Origin of the sequence: Vibrio sp. Vb0888, assembly GCF_033338835.1 — a bacterium.
Classification (GTDB): domain Bacteria; phylum Pseudomonadota; class Gammaproteobacteria; order Enterobacterales; family Vibrionaceae; genus Vibrio; species Vibrio alginolyticus.
This window is the reverse complement of the sequence record NZ_JAWOTL010000023.1, coordinates 36,436-54,109: the sequence shown is the minus strand read 5'-3', so window position 1 is coordinate 54,109 and position 17,674 is coordinate 36,436. Positions and strand designations below refer to the sequence as shown.

The window sequence follows — 17,674 nt, the reverse complement described above, 5'->3', positions numbered from 1 at the left end:
GGTTGAAAGCACCGGTCTTGAAAACCGGCATACGTTAATAGCGTATCTAGGGTTCAAATCCCTATCTCTCCGCCACTATTAAGAAGCCTTGCTAGAAATAGCGAGGCTTTTTTCATTTCCGTACATCTTTATTACTCTATCTGTGCTTGCCAAAAATCAATTCCATATGCGATCTACTTTTCGACAAAGTAATATTGGTATCGGTATTGGTTGTGACATTTTGATTTTTGCTAAGAAGTGCAGTTGCTTCTAAAGCTGTTCATCCTCATCACTGCATGCTGTCCCGATAAGGTTGTTGGAGATGCTTTGTTAAGGTGTTGAACCATCTATTGTCTTATCGTTCTCTTAAAGCACTACCATTGCTTCTCTAGCCCCTTTTACCGGATAGACCGAACAAATAAGCATACTCAAATAGCCACTGTTTCACTGATGTATCTTTTTGTTTTACTCAGTCTAGCGACGCGTGTGCTCTATTGCCTAAATCTAGCTACGTCTTAAAACCATACATCAACAGGCTAAAGTTACGTATTCCTGCATCTTTTAAAATTGTTTTGGATTCTGCTGGAATGACAGGATCAGAGTAGTCAAAAGAGAAGAGGAAAGTGAAACGATAGTGAGTTGCTAGGAAGTTGAGAACTACTTGGGAGCCAATGAATTGGATAAACATATTGATGACTAAGGACTGAAGGGTTAATAGCAGGCAATAAAAAAGCCGACAGGTAAGCTGTCGGCTTGGTTAGGTCATCTTAAGTTAGTCATTCTGTACGAGCGTGAGAGCTTTACGAGAGACTTCGTGAGCAGCTTTGGTTAGATTTTGCTTCTCTAGTGTGTCTGCTAGGAATGCATAGTCAGAGACGTCAGAGCGAAGCTTTAAGGCGATCTCAAAGTGATCCTGGGCTTCTTGCCACCTCTCTTGACGGAAATAGAAGTGCGCTAATGCGCTATGGGCAGCGGCGTTATCCGGTTCTTTCTTCACTACTCCCTCTAAGAAGACCACGACAGGGTGGGTATCTGGCAGGTTTAGATCTGGCAGAAGTTGATAAAGCTCTGGGGCAGGTTGTTTTTTTAATGCTTCTTTTAGCACGGTAAAGGCTTCTGCATCAGCTTTTCGTGTGATGAGTTCTCGAGCAAAACAGGCAACGAGGTTTGTGTCTTGTTTCACTTTACGTGAGAGACTATTCCAATGGGAGATTAGCCCTTCGCTACCTTGTTGTTGCGCTACTTCATGGAGTAAGCCGCACTGCGCCTTTTGAATCAGCTCTGCATGTTCTTCTTCCGTGATGAGTTTTGCTTTGGTTAGTTGTGGCAAGAGGTCAATAAGAGGTTGCCACAACTTTAGCTGCATGTACGTTGTTTTCAGCAAGTTCAATACAATAGAGTTACTCGCATACTGACTTTTTAACGATTGCAAGGTATCGAAAGCGGACTCGAACTCGTTGTCGCGGATAAATTGTTTCGCTCGAGTCAGTTCTACTGCGAGATGGGCGTTCTCTTGTTGGCTCGCTAGCTCTAGATAGTGATCTCGTTTTGCTTTATCACCTTGGCCTTGTGCGGCTTCAGACGCAACCAAGTAGCAAAGCAGCGGCATATCGTGATGATTTGCCCAGCGAGTTACTTTCTTCTCAGCACCTTTCCAGTCACCTTCTAGAAGTTTAATAATGCCTTCATTGGTGTATCGGCGGGAATGGCGCATTTTGCGAACACTGAAGTAGTTCCATGTTGTAGAACTAGCATAAACTAACTTCTTAATCAGGTACTCAAGCAGAAAAAGACCTGCGAGTGCAGCGATAACGAAAACCACTAATGTCGTTACGCTCATCTCGATCGTTTTCTCGGCAATGGAGATGAGTACATAGCCTTGCTGACCAGAAAACTGGGTGCCAACAAATAGTCCTGCGCCTAGTACAACAAATAGGAAAATAAGACGAAACATTACTTATCCTCCATGCCTGTCATCGTTGTGACTTCACGACGTAGGCGTTCACGGATGACATCTGATAGTTGAGACTGACTTTGCAGTTTTGTTGGGTATTCCACTTGAATATTTTGCTGACTTAGTAGGTTAACCGTTTTGTTGAACTCTTTAACAGAATTATCGTCTTGGTTGAAGAAAGCTAATGCCCATTTGTCGGCTGTTTTTAGAGATGTGGTGTAAATTTCACCTTGTTCTTGGTACACCGCTTTTATTGCCGTTTCCAATTTGGCTTTGATGTTTTCTTTCAGGTAAAAGTGTTGCTCAGGAGAAAGCAGTGGAATGACGTTACCATCGCGCGTGCGGAAGGTAATGAAGTTTTCTGAAAAGTCCTTCAAAGAGGTCATTAAGTTATCTTGCCAGTTTGCGATATCTTCAGACACTTCAGTGTTTTCTACGGCTTCAGCTTCAGGTAGCAGTGCATTGGCGAGAGGGAGCTTGTCTACTTGCTGTTGTAGGGCAGTTAAGCGTAGTACCAATCCATCACGGTCAATTAGCGGGATAGTGCGAAGTTTGGTGATATCGTTCGCCATTGCTTTACGTAGTTTGACGAGGCTAGGGTCATTCAGTGCTGCAATGCGTTGGTCTGCACTTTCCATCAGTTGAGTCGCGCTTTCTACATCGTGCTCTAAGAACAATTTACGACCAGCTAATTTGACAAGGTAATCGGCTTCCGCTAATAGCCAGTCGTTTGGTCGACGACCTTTCACATCGGCAACGGCGAGCTGTAAGCTTTCAATGCTCTTCTGTTGCTGTCCAAGTACCACTTCCGCTTTGTGTGTCACGGTTGTTGCTTTCTCGATGGTTTCTTCTTGTACCCGGCTGAGTTCTTGCTTCATGGAAGCTTGAGTGCTTTCTAGCTGACTTTTTAGTTGGGCGATCTGCGCTTGGTAATCGGCTTGCTGTTGATGCAGCTTGTACGCGAGGCCACCGCCAAAAATAATCGATAAGATGATAGCGACCGTGCCTAGTTTGACACCGCGTTTACCTTGTTTTTCTTCAAACTCGACTTTGGTTGGCTCTGCTGTTTTTGGGGGCTCGGCCGCTTGTGGTTGCTCTTTTTTAAGGTCCGCATCCTGCTGCGATGTGGTTTTTTCGACTAGCGGTGCCGATGAGGTTTCTTCGGAAAGGTTTTTATCGTTATTTTTTTGGTCGTTATTTTTACTTGTCATGCCTATATCCTGTGTAGCTAGGGCTGGAGAGCCGCCAGTAATTCTTGGTTGGATGCGCTTCCCGTGCATCTCACGCGAGTGAACCCCCTTTGAATTGCGATGTCAGCGATACGCTGACTGGGGATATACAACTCTTGTTGATTAAGCCAAGTCAATTGCTCCGACGTCAATTGGCTGCACAAATAATCCAGTTGTTCACCACTGGTGACAATAATCTGGTTAATTTGTAGGTTTTTCCATAGTGAGATACAGCTTACTGGATCGAATGGGATGAATTCTCTCTTGTAAGTCTCACTATAGTGAACTTTTGCGCCATGCCTCACCAATGCATCTTTGATCAGCTCTCTTCCGCCGTTACCACGAAGGATAAGAACTTGTTGTTGTGCCACATTGTTGAGCTCTGGCAGTCGCAATAAGTGTTCACTATCACTGACTTGGGGATAGTGTACTTTCTGTTGGGTACATTTGCTTAAATAGTGTGCTGTTTTTTGACCAACGGCAAGGTAAATAGCTTGTTTCGGCCATGACATCCCGTTGCTGGCTAAGATTTGCTGTGCGCATTGCACTGCATGTCGACTAACAGCGATAACAATTTGAGCTTGATGTAGATGTTTAGAGAGGTGCGTGTCCGTGAGATCGGCGACAATGTCGATCAGGGGATGGTGATATGCGGAAATGCCATGCCTTTCGAGCAGAGAGCAAAGCGCGTTGCCTTGCTCTCCCGGCCGAGTGACCAACACTGCCATGGTTATTCGTGATCTGCGTACAGCTTAGTTAGGATTTCACGAGCGCCGTTATCTAGCAGCTCATTGGCTAGCTGCACTCCTAATGCTTCGCCATCTTTACGATGGCCACGAATTTCACCACGAACAATTTCGCTGCCATCTGGTTCGCCAACTAATGCGCGTAACCAAATGTTGTCGCCGTCTAGTAGGGCATAGCTGCCGATCGGTACCTGACAGCCGCCTTCTAGCGTCAGGTTCATTGCGCGCTCACACAAAACGCGGTCTACGGTGTCTTGGTGGTTAAGTGGCTCAAGCAGCTTAAGCAGTCTTTCATCGTCAAGGCGGCACTCAATACCGACAGCACCTTGGCCTACCGCTGGTAGTGATTGCTCTGGTTCGATAAAGCTACGAATGCGCTCTTCAAGCTTCAATCGTTTAAGGCCAGCCGCAGCAAGAATGATTGCATCATACTCACCCGCATCTAACTTACCAAGGCGAGTGCCCACATTACCGCGAAGCTCTTTGATGATGATGTCCGGACGATATTCTTTCAGTTGGCATTGACGACGCAAACTGCAAGTACCAACCACGGCACCTTGAGGGAGCTCATCAATGTGGCTATAGGTATTAGAGACGAAGGCATCACGAGGATCTTCACGCTCACAAATGGTCACGAGGCCAAGGCCTTCTGGGAAATCGACGGGTACGTCTTTCATTGAGTGAACGGCGAGGTCTGCACGTCCTTCTAGCATCGCGATTTCAAGCTCTTTTACGAACAAGCCTTTGCCGCCAACTTTTGCTAGTGGTGTATCTAAAATCACGTCACCTTTGGTCACCATGGTTACTAACTCGACTTCCAAGCTAGGGTGAGCGGCTTGAAGGGCGTCTTTAACAAAGTAAGCTTGCCATAAAGCAAGAGGGCTTTTTCGAGTTGCAATGCGAATCGGTGTGGATTGTGTCATGATCTTCTCAATGCTGTTTGGATTTGGGTTTATCCTACCATTCTCATCAAGAAATGCTTACTGTTAGTTCGTTATCTCTGAAGGCTATGAATGGAATTACATGACGTTATGAAAATAGTGTGACTGGATTCTCAATTAGACTAAGGACTATTATTAGTAATAGGTAATAAGAGCGACACTACCGCGCGATTAATTTTGTGACTAAAGTATGGTTTTGTATCCAGAGTGATACGCGGGCGTGAAGCTTTACCCGCACCAATAAAAGTGTTAAATTGATCACGTTTTTAAGCCATTTTGGTTTAAAACGTCAGCAGATTTTCGTGATTGTTCAACCAAGGAATTCCCCTTGCAGGCTTACACCCAAAAAATCATCCAGCGACTAGATAATTTGAATCAGCAGCGAGTTGATCGCGCGCTGGCGCTTATGGATTCGCAAAGCCAGCAAGTCTTCCATTTGATTCCTGCCTTGTTGAACTACAACCATCCTGTAATTCCTGGCTATTATGATGCCGATGTCCCGTTTGGTGTGCATGGGCTTGAACTAAATAGTATTCAGCAACAATTCATAGATGATATTCAACTTGCCATTGGTCAGCCGCTCAAGACGGTAGAAAAGCCCGCTATATTGGGTTTGTACACCATGGGCAGTACCTCCTCGATTGGTCAAAGTACTTCCAGTGATTTGGATATTTGGGTGTGTATCTCTCCTGAGATGGATTGTGACGAACGCGAGTTATTGACCAATAAATGCCTACTCATCACGGATTGGGCACAAAGCAAAGGCGTGGAAGCGAACTTTTTCTTAATGGATAAAGAGCGCTTTAGAAGCAATCATTCTGAGGAGATGACAGGTGATAACTGTGGTTCATCTCAGCACTTACTTTTGCTAGATGAATTCTATCGTAGTGCGGTGCGTATTGCCGGACAGCGTTTGTTATGGCAAATCGTGCCGCCAGAAATGGAAGAGTGTTACGACGAGTACGTTTCTCAACTGTGCAGTGATGGTTACATCGACTGTAGTGAATGGATCGACTTTGGTAAATTGAACTGCATTCCTGCTGAAGAATACTTCGGCTCGAACTTGTGGCAGTTATACAAAAGCATCGACTCTCCCTACAAATCGGTATTAAAAGCCATCTTGCTAGAAGCTTACTCGTGGGAATACCCGCATACTCAATTGTTAAGTATCGACACTAAGCGTCGTTTCTTTGCCCATGAGCCTGACCTCTATGGCATGGATGCGTACTACTTAATGTTGGAAAAAGTAACCCGTTACCTAGAGCGAATTCAAGACGATACACGTTTGGATTTGGTGCGTCGCTGTTTCTATCTCAAAACCCATGAAAAACTATCTCGTGAGCCGAATATTGGCTCAGTAGCTTGGCGTCGTGAAGCACTGAGCGATATGATTGCAAAATGGAATTGGGATGCCAGTGTCGTTGCAGAGCTCGATGACCGCCGTAATTGGAAGGTTGAACAAGTAAAGGTGGTACATCATGCATTGCTGGATGCGTTGATGCAAAGCTACCGTAACTTGATTCAATTTGCGCGTCGTAACGACATCACTTCTGCTATCAGTCCGCAAGACATCAGTATTTTGGCCCGTAAACTCTACGCGGCTTTTGAAGTATTGCCGGGCAAAGTAACGTTACTAAACCCACAGATTTCACCTGATCTGCACGAGCCTGACTTGAGCTTTATCGAAGTGAAAAAAGGGGGGGTAAACAAGTCTGGTTGGTACCTCTATAAACAACCGCTTATTGCGCACCGCATTTTGGGGCAACCATATCTAGAGCATCATGAATACTTGAGTAAGTTGGTTGCTTGGGCATTCTTCAATGGCTTGATCACTGAATCGACTCGTTTACATGCCGTGGTACGTGAAGCGCAGCTAGATATTGATAAGTTTTACCAAATGGTGAGTGACTTACGAAATACTTTTGCGTTGCGTAAGCGTCGTCCATCTATGCAGGCGCTAGCGAGTCCTTGTGAAATAAGCCAGCTTGCGATGTTCATCAACTTCGAAAATGATCCGACGTCTGAACTTTCTGGTCGTTCGTTGAAAGTGGATGTTAAGAACACCGATATTTTTAGCTTTGGTCCAGAACATAAAAATTTAGTCGGCAGTGTTGACCTTGTTTACCGTAACTCTTGGCATGAAGTGCGTACGCTGCATTTCAAAGGGGAAACGGCGATGCTGGATGCACTGAAAACCATTTTGGGCAAAATGCACCAAGATGCGTTGCCACCAGAATCAGTGGATGTGTTCTGCTATGCGAAGAACATGCGTGGTGTGATGCGTAATATGGTTTACCAGCTTTTAGCTGAATGTATCGACTTACGCTTGAAACCAGTAGAGCAAGAGAAACGCCGCCGCTTTAAAGCGATGCGTCTTGGTAACCAGACTTATGGGTTGTTCTTTGAACGTCGTGGTGTGTCGGTGCAGAAGCTAGAAAATTCCATCGATTTCTACCGCAGCATTTCTACTAACAAACTCAAAGGCTCGCCGCTGTTAATGCTCGATCGTGAGCAAGAATATCAAATGCCGGAGGCGGTGGATGGGTTTGCCAGTGAAGGTCTGGTGCAGTTCTTCTTTGAAGATAACGAAGATGGCTTCAATATTTATGTTTTGGATGAGTCAAATCAAGTGGAAGTGTATCACCAATTTAGTGGCTCCAAAGATGAAATGATTTCGTCTGTAAACAGCTTCTACACGTCGGTAAAAGACGATAGTCGCGTCGCGTCGAAGTTTATTAACTTTAACCTGCCTCAGTACTATCAAATTATTCACCCTGAAGAGGGGAATGCGTATATCATTCCTTACCGTAATGACGGTTGTTCACCGAGTCGCCCGACCAAAACTGTGAACGCGTAATTAAACCCGTATCAATAAACAAAAAGAGCACTTCGGTGCTCTTTTTGTTTTGGTGACGATTGACCAGAATTATGCCCAATCAATGGCTTCGCCTGCGTGCTTTTCACACTCTTTCTTCACCATTTCAAATAGCTCCATACCCGTTTTTGAGCAGGTCCATTTACCTTCAATAAGCTTGAAGTGGAAACCACCAGATTTGGACGCTAGCCAGATCTCATGCATCGGCTCTTGGCGATTAATGATGATTTGGCTGCGGTCTTCAAATTCCAATGTCATTACGTTGCCAGTGACTTCGTAATCAATGTCTGCGCCTGAATCATCGATGGATTCTTCGATGATTTGCATCTGCGCATCCACCAGTTGATGAAATTCAGTATCGTTCATCCGTCTATCCTATTGCTTTTCCTGAGTGTGGTGCGATTATAGGGGGCATTGATTCAATAATCACGATATGCGAAATGAAAAAATTAGTTACTGTGTTGTTTGTGATGGTTGCCGCGACCTTAGCGGGGTGTGGTCAGTCTGGCTCACTATACATTCCAGATGACACTCAACAGAATGAGCAATCACAATAAATAACCGCACCTTAGGGTGAAATTAGGGTTCAGCAGTCGAATAAAATAAGGGAAGCGAATTTTGGATTACTTCAACTATCAGGATGATGGCCAGCTTTGGGCCGAAGACGTCCCACTTCAAGCTCTTGCAGAGCAATATGGCACTCCTCTTTATGTATATTCTCGAGCCACGCTAGAGCGCCATTGGAAGGCGTTTGATAGTGCTGTGGGTCAGCATCCTCACCTGGTTTGCTACGCGGTGAAAGCCAACTCAAACTTAGGCGTATTGAACACGCTAGCGCGTTTGGGATCGGGTTTTGACATCGTGTCGGGTGGTGAACTTGAGCGTGTGATTGCCGCAGGCGGTGATCCGAAAAAAGTCGTTTTCTCTGGTGTTGGTAAAACACCGGCAGAGATGAAGCGCGCTCTTGAGCTAGGTATCAAATGTTTCAACGTTGAATCTGAGCCAGAGCTAGAACGTTTGAACAAGGTTGCGGGTGAGCTTGGTGTGATTGCGCCAATTTCTCTGCGTATCAATCCAGATGTCGACGCGAAAACACACCCTTACATTTCGACTGGTCTTCGCGACAATAAATTCGGCATTGCGTTTGATCGTGCGCCAGATGTTTATAAATTCGCGCAAAGCCTGCCGAACTTGAATGTGCAAGGTATCGACTGCCACATTGGTTCTCAGCTGACCAATATAGACCCATTTATCGACGCGACAGACCGTTTATTAGCCCTGATTGATGATTTAAAAGCGCAAGGCATTAACATTCGTCACCTTGACGTCGGCGGTGGTTTGGGTGTGGTCTATCGTGATGAATTACCACCTCAGCCTTCTGATTACGCCAAAGCGTTACTAGGCCGTCTTGAAAATCACCAAGACTTGGAGCTGATCTTTGAGCCAGGCCGTGCAATTGCTGCGAACGCAGGTATATTGCTAACGCGTGTTGAGTTTTTAAAACATACTGAGCATAAAAACTTTGCGATTATCGACGCTGCAATGAACGACTTGATGCGTCCTGCGCTATACCAAGCATGGCAAGATATTGTGCCAGTTTCACCGCGAAAGGGTGAAGCTCAGACTTACGACTTGGTTGGTCCTATTTGTGAAACCGGCGACTTCTTGGGTAAAGATCGCGCACTCGTTTTGCAAGAAGGTGATCTACTCGCGGTTCGTTCAGCAGGTGCCTATGGTTTTGTGATGTCTTCGAACTACAATACTCGTACCCGAGCAGCAGAAGTGATGGTGGACGGTAAACAAAGCCACTTAGTTCGCCAGCGTGAGGAGCTGACCAGTTTGTGGCAGCTGGAACAGATTCTACCGGAGTAACACACAACAAATGCATTTCCACTTTTCCAAAATGCACGGTTTGGGCAACGACTTCATGGTCGTCGACTGTATTACCCAGAACGTGTTTTTCTCGCAAGACCTGATCCGCCGCTTGGCGGATCGTCATACTGGCGTTGGTTTTGACCAATTGCTTGTGGTAGAGGCCCCTTACGACCCTGAAACCGACTTCCATTATCGGATTTTTAATGCCGATGGTAGTGAAGTTGAACAGTGTGGTAACGGTGCACGCTGTTTTGCCCGCTTTGTTCGCTTGAAGGGGCTGACCAATAAATACAGCATCAGCGTGAGCACCAAGAAAGGAAAGATGATTCTCAACATCGAAGATGATGGGGAAGTGACGGTCAACATGGGCGTGCCAGAGTTTGAACCGAACAAAATTCCTTTCAAAGCGAAGCAAAAAGAGAAAACTTACATCATGCGAGCAGGCGACAATACCTTGTTTTGTGGTGCTGTGAGCATGGGTAACCCGCACGTAGTGACCGTGGTCGACGATGTGGATACGGCAGAAGTGGAAACTCTCGGTCCGCTGCTTGAGTCGCATGAGCGTTTCCCAGAGCGCGTCAACGCTGGCTTTATGCAGGTGATGAGTCGTGACCATATTCGTCTTCGAGTTTACGAGCGAGGCGCAGGAGAGACACAAGCTTGTGGTAGTGGTGCATGCGCGGCAGTCGCGGTTGGGATTCTGCAGGGCTTGTTGGATGAAAACGTTAAGGTTTCTCTACCTGGTGGTGAATTGCGAATTGCATGGCAAGGTCCTGGCAAGCCGTTGTTTATGACCGGACCTACAACGCATGTATTTGATGGTCAATTATCTTGCTAGTTGAAGAAAAAGGAAACGGTTTGTCTCAAGTAGAAGCAGATGCCTTAACGGCTGAAGTAGTGGCCGAGTACCTCAAAGATCATCCAGACTTTTTTGTGCAACGTCCGGAGCTTGTGGATCGCTTATCTTTCCCACACTCAGACTTAGGCGCGGTATCTTTGGTGCACATCCAAATGAATCGCCAACGTCAGCGCATTGAAGAGTTAGAGGAAGAGATCACTACACTAATGTCGCTTGCGGCGAACAATGATCGGACCTTTTACGAATTTATGGATTTGCAGGGGCAGATTCTAAAGTGTGGTGACTTTAAACAAGTCATTCATTCTATCGAAGCGAAAGCCAAGGCGCTGGGCTTACGTGCGTTTGTTCGATTGTTTAGTCAATGCGACGCATCGATTCAATTGAGTAAGGAAAGTTATCAACGCTTTGCGACCACTCACTTAAATGGCAAAGATGCGTACTTAGGACGTCTTCGCAAAGTAGATCGTGAAGCTTTGTTTGGCAACATGGAAGTGCCGGAAATGGGGTCCTATGTGGTACTGCCGCTCGTGAAACAGCAAACACTGGGCGTGCTTGCTTTTTCTAGTGAAGATGGCGGCCATTTTCAGCCAGATATGGATACCTTGTTTTTGCGTCACCTATCATTAGTAGTGGCACATCTCGCTCAAACACTGGTATGGCAAAGTTACGATGACGACAACTCCCAACACTCCTCTGCCAAATAGTCTGCAAAAGCCTCTTGAGCGCTTCTATGAATTCTTACGAAGCGAAAAGGGGCTTAGCCTACATACTCAGCGCAATTACAAACAGCAGCTAGAAACAATGGCGCAGCACTTAGCTGAAATGGGACTCAAAGATTGGTCTCAAGTGGATGCTGGTTGGGTGCGCCAATTAGCAGGTAAGGGCATGCGAGAAGGCATGAAAGCCAGCAGTTTGGCAACGCGACTCTCATCGCTGCGTAGCTTTTTCGATTTCCTTATTCTGCGTGGCGAGATGTCGGCTAACCCAGCCAAAGGGGTTTCAGCACCTCGCAAAAAACGCCCGTTGCCCAAAAACCTCGATGTTGACGAAGTGAGCCAATTACTTGAAGTCAACGAGGACGACCCGTTGGCTGTGCGCGATCGTGCCATGATGGAGCTGATGTACGGCGCCGGTTTACGTTTGGCTGAGTTGGTGGGTGTGGATGTACGTGATGTACAACTGCGTAGTGGTGAGCTTCGTGTTATTGGTAAAGGCGATAAAGAACGTAAAGTGCCGTTCTCTGGGATGGCAACCGAGTGGGTCGGGAAGTGGTTACGCGTTCGTGGTGATTTAGCCGCTCCAGGTGAGCCCGCCTTGTTTGTATCTAAGCTCGGAACGCGTATTTCGCATCGTAGCGTGCAAAAGCGCATGGCTGAATGGGGGCAGAAACAGTCTGTCGCAAGCCATATTAGTCCGCATAAACTGCGTCACTCATTTGCGACACATATGCTCGAATCAAGCAATAACTTACGTGCGGTACAGGAGCTTTTAGGGCACGAGAACATTTCGACGACCCAAATCTACACGCACTTGGATTTCCAACATTTGGCGCAAGCCTACGACCAAGCCCACCCACGCGCACGTAAAAAGAACGGGGAGTGAGCCGAAGTATGAAATTTTATCGCCGTATCGAGCCTATTAAGGCAATGACCTTTGACCTAGATGATACCCTCTATGACAACTATCCTGTGATCGTTCGCATGGAGCGTGAGTTGCTATCTTGGCTCAAGCACCATCATCCAGCGGTTGCTCATATGAACAAAGCGGATTGGTTTGCTCTCAAACAGCGAGTTGTGCAGCAACAACCCGAGCTGAAGAGCGATGTCACTTTATGGCGTTTAGTGCAACTTCAGCAAGCCTTCTCCCAAGTAGGCTACGACGAAGACGCAGCACATGCCGCTGCGAAAGCCGCAGTAGACGTTGCGTTGGACTGGCGTAACCGTTTTGAAGTGCCGCAGCAAAGCCTCGATGTACTGGAGGAACTCACGCAGCACATCCCGTTGGTGGCAATCACCAACGGTAATGTGGATTTAGACCGCATCGGTCTTACGCCTTATTTCCAACAGGTACTTAAAGCAGGACCAGATGGATTGGCGAAACCCGCAACCGATATGTTTACTAAAGCGAAGCGATTCTTGGATATCCCTGCGGAGAATATTCTGCATGTCGGTGATCACCTAACCACGGATGTGCATGGTGCAAAGTTGGCTGGTTTTGCAGCCTGTTGGTTTAATGATATGAATAAAAATGTCATTAACCATTCAAAAACACGTACTTTACCTGATATTGAAATCAATAGTTTGCAGCCGTTACTCACACTTTTTTAATTGCTTTCGCATTAATCCATTCTAATCTCATTTTGTGTCTAGAAAAGCAGCGCAAAGCCACGTAAATTATTCTCTATTAAATAAAAATAGTAACGCCACACGTCGTGGTGAAGATAGTGTTACGGCAGTGGTAGGTCCATGCGAGCTTTTTCAAAACTGGTTCACGATGTCAGTCAACTGAATGACTTTTTAGTCACTTTTCCAATTTCCTCAGATAAACAATATTTAGTACAAATATTGTCGACGCAATCGCGCGAATTTACGACCACACTTGCAGACGCCGTTTTGTCGTCGCTGCCGAATGCTCATGTTATGGGGCATAGTACGCGTAATGTAATTCTGGAAGGGGAGATATTTACCTCTGGTTGCCTAGTGAGTGTGATTGAATTTGAGCAAACCACGCTGACTTCTGCGGTACAAACATACTCTTACTCCCCTGACATTGATGGCGGGGAACTCAAGCGCTCTCTTCTAATGCAGCATAATTCACAGGTGATCCTCAGCTTTGCTGTGCAAATTGAACGACGTGACTATCCCTTGTTTCAAACCTTCGCCAGTGAAGAAGTCGTGATTTCTGGAGGGTTGGCGCAGAGTATTGACGATGGCTGCTGGGTGCTATATCAAAACCGAGTTTACGATAACGCTGTGGTTGCCGTAGCTTTGCACAGTGATACTTTGAAGCTATGGACTGATGCGTATTCGGAATGGAACCCGATTGGCATGCCACACAAAGTCACTCATGCAAAAGGAACGCGCTTGTATTGTTTAGGTGAGAAGAAAGCGCTGGACGTATACAAGCGTTACTTGGCGGATGGCCATGACGTGACGCTGAGTCAACTGCTCAGCTTTCCTTTGTATCGAGAAAGCTTAGGGCGAAAGGAAGTTTGTACGGTAACGGAGCTACACGCTGATGGCAGTATGAGCTTCGACAGGCCCTGGTGTCTTGGTGACGAAGTGCAATTTTGCTATAACCATCCCTCGTTAACGCTCGAGCAAGTGCGGCATGGTGTGGTTGAGTTAGCCATGCACCAACCTGAAGTCGTGATGATTTTTAACTGCGCGTCACGGTTAGACTTTATTGACAGCAGCGACGAAGTCCAAGCCTTTAAAGATATTGCGACGACGTTTGGTAGTTACTGTATGGGGGAACTGCATGGTGGTATTGGTCAGCCCGAAATTCTTCATCACAGCCTGACGTATTTAGCGATGCGAGAGGGAGACGAAGTGCAAACATTGAACTTGCCTAAGTCGCCCGTTAGCTCCTCTATTTCACCGTTGTTTAGCTTGATTCGAAATGCGATCGGCGATCTCAACCATATGAACGCGCATATGGGATATCAACTCGATCGCCAAACGCGCAAGTTACAAGAAAGCTATCGACGCGACAGTCGCACGGGGTTACAAAACCGGGTCGCATTGCAAGAGCGGCTGAGTAACATCGATTTGGATGAGCATTTGTTGACTCTAAAGCTACTTAACTTTAGTCATATTAACGAAAAATACGGCTACCGAGTGGGAGATCAATTACTCAAAGATCTCTCAATGCACTTTACGAATCGACTACGAAAGCGTTTCGGCATGCCAACGGCTTTGCAGCTTTATAGTATTGGGGTTGGTGAATGGGCGTTCATATTTAAAGCTGATCAAAGCAGCGAGACCATCAAACAGCACTTTACGCGTTTTGCTGACGCGGTAGAACAAACTAATTTTGAGCCAATTGGCCTACGTGAAATAGATTATCTTTCTATCTCGCTATGCGGCGGCTTAGTGAGTCGTCGAGACTTTCCATCCGCTTCAGTGGATGAGCTCTTACTCAAAGGCATCGAAGCGAGGCGCTCTGGTGTACGCAGTAATACCCATATCTGTAATGCGAAAGATATTGAAGTCAGTGAGGATGTGCGTAAAGAGCAACTTGGATGGCTAAGTTGCGTCAGTAGAGCCATTCTCAAACAGAATATCATCACTTATAGCCAACCTATTGTGCATGCGGGTAGCCACAAATTGGCAAGCCAAGAATGTTTGGTTCGTATTCTGGAAGCCGATGGAACGGTGATTGCGCCAGGGCGTTTTCTGCCAATTATCTCTGATACGCATCTTTACACTCGACTAAGTCGGCACATGATTCATTCTACGTTGCATTATATGCGAGATAAGCAAGGTGACTTTTCTATAAACTTATCGCCGCAAGATTTGCTCAGTGATAAAACTTTAATGCTTTTAGAGCATGAAATTAGCCAGCTAAATGACCCAAGGCGAATTGGTTTAGAAGTGCTGGAATCTGAGCAGATCAAAGACTACGGCCGAATGATAGAAGTGTGCAGTCATTTTAGAAGCTTAGGGGCGCGTATCATTGTTGATGACTTTGGGTCCGGCTATTCGAATATCGATGAAATCCTGAAGTTGGAGCCAGAAGTCATAAAGCTCGATGGCAGCTTGATTCGTGATATTGATAAAGACTTAAAACAGCGCAAGATCGCTTCCCAGTTGGTGCGTTTGTGCCAGGTGTTTAACGCGGAGACGGTGGCGGAGTTCGTCCACAATCAGGAGGTGTGTACCATCGCACAAGACATGGGGGTGGATTATTTGCAGGGTTACTATCTTGGCGAGCCGACTCGACTGTTTTAATAATGTTTCACGTGAAACTTCTTGTCGTAAAAAACGCAGCGTAGGCTGCGTTTTTTGTTTGATTCTTCTACTGAGCTTAATGGTTAACGCTTAAGAGCGTGTCCACTCTTTTCAGCTTGGAACAAAGCGAGGTAATGGGCAAAAAAGCGCTGCATTTGTTGTTGGTTGTTTTGTTCTCCAAGTTGCCCAAGCAAATGTGCAGCGACTTCAAACGTGCACAAGTTACCTTGTTGTTGGTTGCGTCGCAGCTGATATTGTGAGTCCGCCGACGCAGACAATCCCATAGTAGGGATACCTTCTAACCAAAGGCTCTTATTGATCATCTTGCGCGCCTCTTGCCAGGTGGCATCCAAAATAATAAACAGCGGAGTTTTGGTTTGTTGCTGGCTTTGGAGTACCACATCTTCGAGTGTGATACTTTCTTCACAGGGGAAGAGCAACACCGGATACCGCGACGGATCAGCTAATAGAGAGAGTAATTCTGCTGGTGGCTGTTTGCGATCCCAGATTACTCGCTCAATGTTGAGTTGGCACTGCTCTAGTAGCTGGCCGGTATTAGTATCACGCTTCAGTTCATTCGGATGCATTAACAGCAGGATGTTGTGCTCACTGGTAAGTTTCGGCATCAGCGAGCACATACAATTGAATTGAAAACCGCAGGTTGGACACGGTTGAGACATTAAAGACGAACTCCTTCTCGCACCGGGCTTATCCCATCAGAGAACAGACGCACACCACTGACTTGGTTTGGCGTTGCCGTTGGCGCCATGCTTGGGTTGAGTGGGTAGCTAACCCCAGTGTATTGCATAACATGTTGAGCCGCTTTAGCTCCGCCACCGCTGACATTAAAAATCAGATCTCGCCAACCATGAGAGGTTTGTTGGCCGAGCATAATCGGGCTTTGCACTAGTGTAATGCGGCTATTAAAGCGCCATTCCTTTTCGTGATGTTCAAATATTAGCAATGTACAGCCACCGGAACCACACCAATCCAACTGTACCAATAGCTCTTCGTTACCATCGCTGTTGAGGTCGTAAGTTAGCCAACGGTATTGGTTATTGTTGGGGTTGGTTTGATGGATAAAGAAGTAGTTGCGCACCGCGGCATCTACTTTTGAATCAAACTCTGCACTAGAAGGTACGTCAGCACTACCGATGGGGTTGTTGGTGCGTTTTTCGGCTGGTTGCATGATGCCTTCATCACGAACGGTGGCAGGATAAAGGACTAAACCACCATCGGCGATTGGGTAGACCAAGTTACCGACTTTTTCTTTGGTCGCTTTGAGCTGATTGCCTTCTCGAGTAAACAGTCGCTCTGACATTAGCCTTTGCTGTTGATGATGCGTCATAACAACTTGAACCTGAGACGGACTTAACTGTTGCCAGTAACCACGCTCGATTAATGGTGCTTGTCCATTGGCGTAACGGTATTTTGTTGTGGCGCTGTGGTCTGGGTTTAAGGTCATTTGTACTTCAAAGCCTTGTGATTGGGTTGAGGTCGCGACATAGGTATTAGCCCAGCCAAGCGTTGCATCGACGTTTGCAGCCATACCACAACCTTGATACGTCTCGCCATCATGTTTTAGTGTTGCTTTCCAGCCATACAAAGAATCGCTCATTGTGTCTGAGCAGAGGTTTTCTGTTAAGCGAAGCTCACCATCTTGTAGTTGATAAGTGCGCTGGCGAGGTTGAAGCTGACTGCTTTTAATCGCTAATTTTGTGGTTTGTTTGCCGATTTGCTGGAATGTTAGTCCATTAGCCTCAAAGCTTGCCGACCAAGAAGGCTCATTACCAAACACGCGAGTTGGTTTGTTTGGTTGCTGACAACGGTTTGGGTTTTCCGTTGTGAGGAAGTTCACTTGTTCCACGACAAAGTTAGCATCGAAATCAGCAGAAAACCCATCGATGCCCGGTGGGTTGAGGTGGCCGATAACCTCGCCATACATAGTCTGGTAAGGCTCGTTATTTAACTGAATTGCTCGTTGCATTTGCTGTGGTGATAATTGCAACCAATATTGCTTGTCGCTGCCACAAGGCATGATGTATTGGCTCTCGTGACCGACGATCACTTTTCCGCGTAGCATAAAAGTTTGAGGTTGAATGGTTTCAGGCTTATCTAAGGTTGCTGGTGGAGAGGTTGGGTCAGCAGCACCAGATTGTGGCGGCTGTGAACTACATGCTTGCAGAACCAGCAGGGTGGCAAGCGCCACTGGGTTTTTCAAAGCCTTCATGTTATATCTTCCTCATTATTGTTACTCAATCGGC

At 46.3% G+C, this 17,674-nt stretch carries 15 protein-coding genes; 8 read left to right on the top strand and 7 right to left on the bottom strand.

What is annotated here, in order from left to right; genetic code table 11:
- Positions 1-751: 751 nt before the first annotated feature.
- From R7P72_RS21165 to hemC, 4 genes are read right to left on the bottom strand one after another with little or no spacing between them, the layout of a single operon-like run.
- The gene (locus tag R7P72_RS21165; protein WP_005378752.1) at positions 752-1,933 is read right to left on the bottom strand and encodes a heme biosynthesis protein HemY; all 1,182 of its coding nucleotides are present in this window, start codon (positions 1,931-1,933) and stop codon (positions 752-754) included.
- Entirely contained in the window at positions 1,933-3,144 is a 1,212-nt protein-coding gene (locus tag R7P72_RS21160; RefSeq protein WP_005378751.1) for a uroporphyrinogen-III C-methyltransferase, read from the bottom strand. Before R7P72_RS21160 ends, R7P72_RS21165 begins: the two co-directional genes overlap by 1 nt.
- Before the next feature lie 17 nt (positions 3,145-3,161).
- Positions 3,162-3,890: a uroporphyrinogen-III synthase gene (locus R7P72_RS21155; RefSeq protein ID WP_005378750.1), complete on the bottom strand. Its 729-nt coding sequence runs from the start codon at positions 3,888-3,890 to the stop codon at positions 3,162-3,164.
- Between the two features lie 2 nt (positions 3,891-3,892).
- Positions 3,893-4,831 carry a hydroxymethylbilane synthase gene (hemC, locus tag R7P72_RS21150; protein ID WP_005378749.1) on the bottom strand — a complete coding sequence of 313 codons (939 nt, stop codon included), beginning with the start codon at positions 4,829-4,831 and terminating at the stop codon, positions 3,893-3,895.
- A gap of 346 nt (positions 4,832-5,177) precedes the next feature.
- On the opposite strand from hemC, the gene R7P72_RS21145 reads away from it, so the two are divergent.
- Positions 5,178-7,706 (top strand): class I adenylate cyclase, encoded by a 2,529-nt coding sequence (locus R7P72_RS21145; RefSeq protein WP_005378748.1) that lies wholly within the window; start codon positions 5,178-5,180, stop codon positions 7,704-7,706.
- A gap of 69 nt (positions 7,707-7,775) precedes the next feature.
- Here R7P72_RS21145 and cyaY read toward each other — a convergent pair whose 3' ends face one another.
- Entirely contained in the window at positions 7,776-8,090 is a 315-nt protein-coding gene (cyaY, locus tag R7P72_RS21140) for an iron donor protein CyaY (protein WP_005378747.1), read from the bottom strand.
- 74 nt (positions 8,091-8,164) lie between these two features.
- On the opposite strand from cyaY, the gene lptM reads away from it, so the two are divergent.
- From lptM to R7P72_RS21105, 7 genes are all read left to right on the top strand, one after another.
- The gene (gene lptM, locus R7P72_RS26395; RefSeq protein WP_005378746.1) at positions 8,165-8,281 is read left to right on the top strand and encodes an LPS translocon maturation chaperone LptM; all 117 of its coding nucleotides are present in this window, start codon (positions 8,165-8,167) and stop codon (positions 8,279-8,281) included.
- Positions 8,282-8,342: 61 nt separating this feature from the next.
- On the top strand, positions 8,343-9,596 hold the full coding sequence (gene lysA, locus R7P72_RS21130; protein ID WP_005378745.1) for a diaminopimelate decarboxylase: 1,254 nt from the start codon (positions 8,343-8,345) through the stop codon (positions 9,594-9,596).
- 10 nt (positions 9,597-9,606) lie between these two features.
- Positions 9,607-10,437 (top strand): diaminopimelate epimerase, encoded by an 831-nt coding sequence (gene dapF, locus R7P72_RS21125; protein ID WP_005378744.1) that lies wholly within the window; start codon positions 9,607-9,609, stop codon positions 10,435-10,437.
- Complete coding sequence (locus tag R7P72_RS21120) at positions 10,431-11,162, top strand: DUF484 family protein (RefSeq protein ID WP_005378743.1); 732 nt, start codon at positions 10,431-10,433, stop codon at positions 11,160-11,162. Before dapF ends, R7P72_RS21120 begins: the two co-directional genes overlap by 7 nt.
- Positions 11,128-12,060 carry a tyrosine recombinase XerC gene (xerC, locus tag R7P72_RS21115; RefSeq protein ID WP_005378742.1) on the top strand — a complete coding sequence of 311 codons (933 nt, stop codon included), beginning with the start codon at positions 11,128-11,130 and terminating at the stop codon, positions 12,058-12,060. The genes R7P72_RS21120 and xerC overlap by 35 nt, the downstream gene beginning before the upstream one ends.
- Before the next feature lie 8 nt (positions 12,061-12,068).
- Entirely contained in the window at positions 12,069-12,785 is a 717-nt protein-coding gene (gene yigB / locus R7P72_RS21110; protein ID WP_047104010.1) for a 5-amino-6-(5-phospho-D-ribitylamino)uracil phosphatase YigB, read from the top strand.
- 138 nt (positions 12,786-12,923) lie between these two features.
- Positions 12,924-15,410, top strand: coding sequence for an EAL domain-containing protein (locus tag R7P72_RS21105; protein ID WP_086047098.1), 2,487 nt, complete (start codon positions 12,924-12,926; stop codon positions 15,408-15,410).
- Positions 15,411-15,493: 83 nt separating this feature from the next.
- Here R7P72_RS21105 and R7P72_RS21100 read toward each other — a convergent pair whose 3' ends face one another.
- Positions 15,494-16,090: a tRNA-uridine aminocarboxypropyltransferase gene (locus tag R7P72_RS21100; RefSeq protein WP_151514313.1), complete on the bottom strand. Its 597-nt coding sequence runs from the start codon at positions 16,088-16,090 to the stop codon at positions 15,494-15,496.
- The gene (locus tag R7P72_RS21095; RefSeq protein ID WP_054575536.1) at positions 16,090-17,640 is read right to left on the bottom strand and encodes a COG3650 family protein; all 1,551 of its coding nucleotides are present in this window, start codon (positions 17,638-17,640) and stop codon (positions 16,090-16,092) included. Before R7P72_RS21095 ends, R7P72_RS21100 begins: the two co-directional genes overlap by 1 nt.
- Positions 17,641-17,674 lie beyond the last annotated feature (34 nt).

Excerpts from the sequence above, each read along its gene's own strand:
- R7P72_RS21165 (WP_005378752.1), bottom strand. The coding sequence starts at position 1,933 with ATGTTTCGTCTTATTTTCCTATTTGTTGTACTAGGCGCAGGACTATTT.
- R7P72_RS21160 (WP_005378751.1), bottom strand. The coding sequence starts at position 3,144 with ATGACAAGTAAAAATAACGACCAAAAAAATAACGATAAAAACCTTTCC.
- R7P72_RS21155 (WP_005378750.1), bottom strand. The coding sequence starts at position 3,890 with ATGGCAGTGTTGGTCACTCGGCCGGGAGAGCAAGGCAACGCGCTTTGC.
- hemC (WP_005378749.1), bottom strand. The coding sequence starts at position 4,831 with ATGACACAATCCACACCGATTCGCATTGCAACTCGAAAAAGCCCTCTT.
- cyaY (WP_005378747.1), bottom strand. The coding sequence starts at position 8,090 with ATGAACGATACTGAATTTCATCAACTGGTGGATGCGCAGATGCAAATC.
- lptM (WP_005378746.1), top strand. The coding sequence starts at position 8,165 with ATGAAAAAATTAGTTACTGTGTTGTTTGTGATGGTTGCCGCGACCTTA.
- dapF (WP_005378744.1), top strand. The coding sequence starts at position 9,607 with ATGCATTTCCACTTTTCCAAAATGCACGGTTTGGGCAACGACTTCATG.
- xerC (WP_005378742.1), top strand. The coding sequence starts at position 11,128 with ATGACGACAACTCCCAACACTCCTCTGCCAAATAGTCTGCAAAAGCCT.
- yigB (WP_047104010.1), top strand. The coding sequence starts at position 12,069 with ATGAAATTTTATCGCCGTATCGAGCCTATTAAGGCAATGACCTTTGAC.
- R7P72_RS21105 (WP_086047098.1), top strand. The coding sequence starts at position 12,924 with ATGCGAGCTTTTTCAAAACTGGTTCACGATGTCAGTCAACTGAATGAC.
- R7P72_RS21100 (WP_151514313.1), bottom strand. The coding sequence starts at position 16,090 with ATGTCTCAACCGTGTCCAACCTGCGGTTTTCAATTCAATTGTATGTGC.
- R7P72_RS21095 (WP_054575536.1), bottom strand. The coding sequence starts at position 17,640 with ATGAAGGCTTTGAAAAACCCAGTGGCGCTTGCCACCCTGCTGGTTCTG.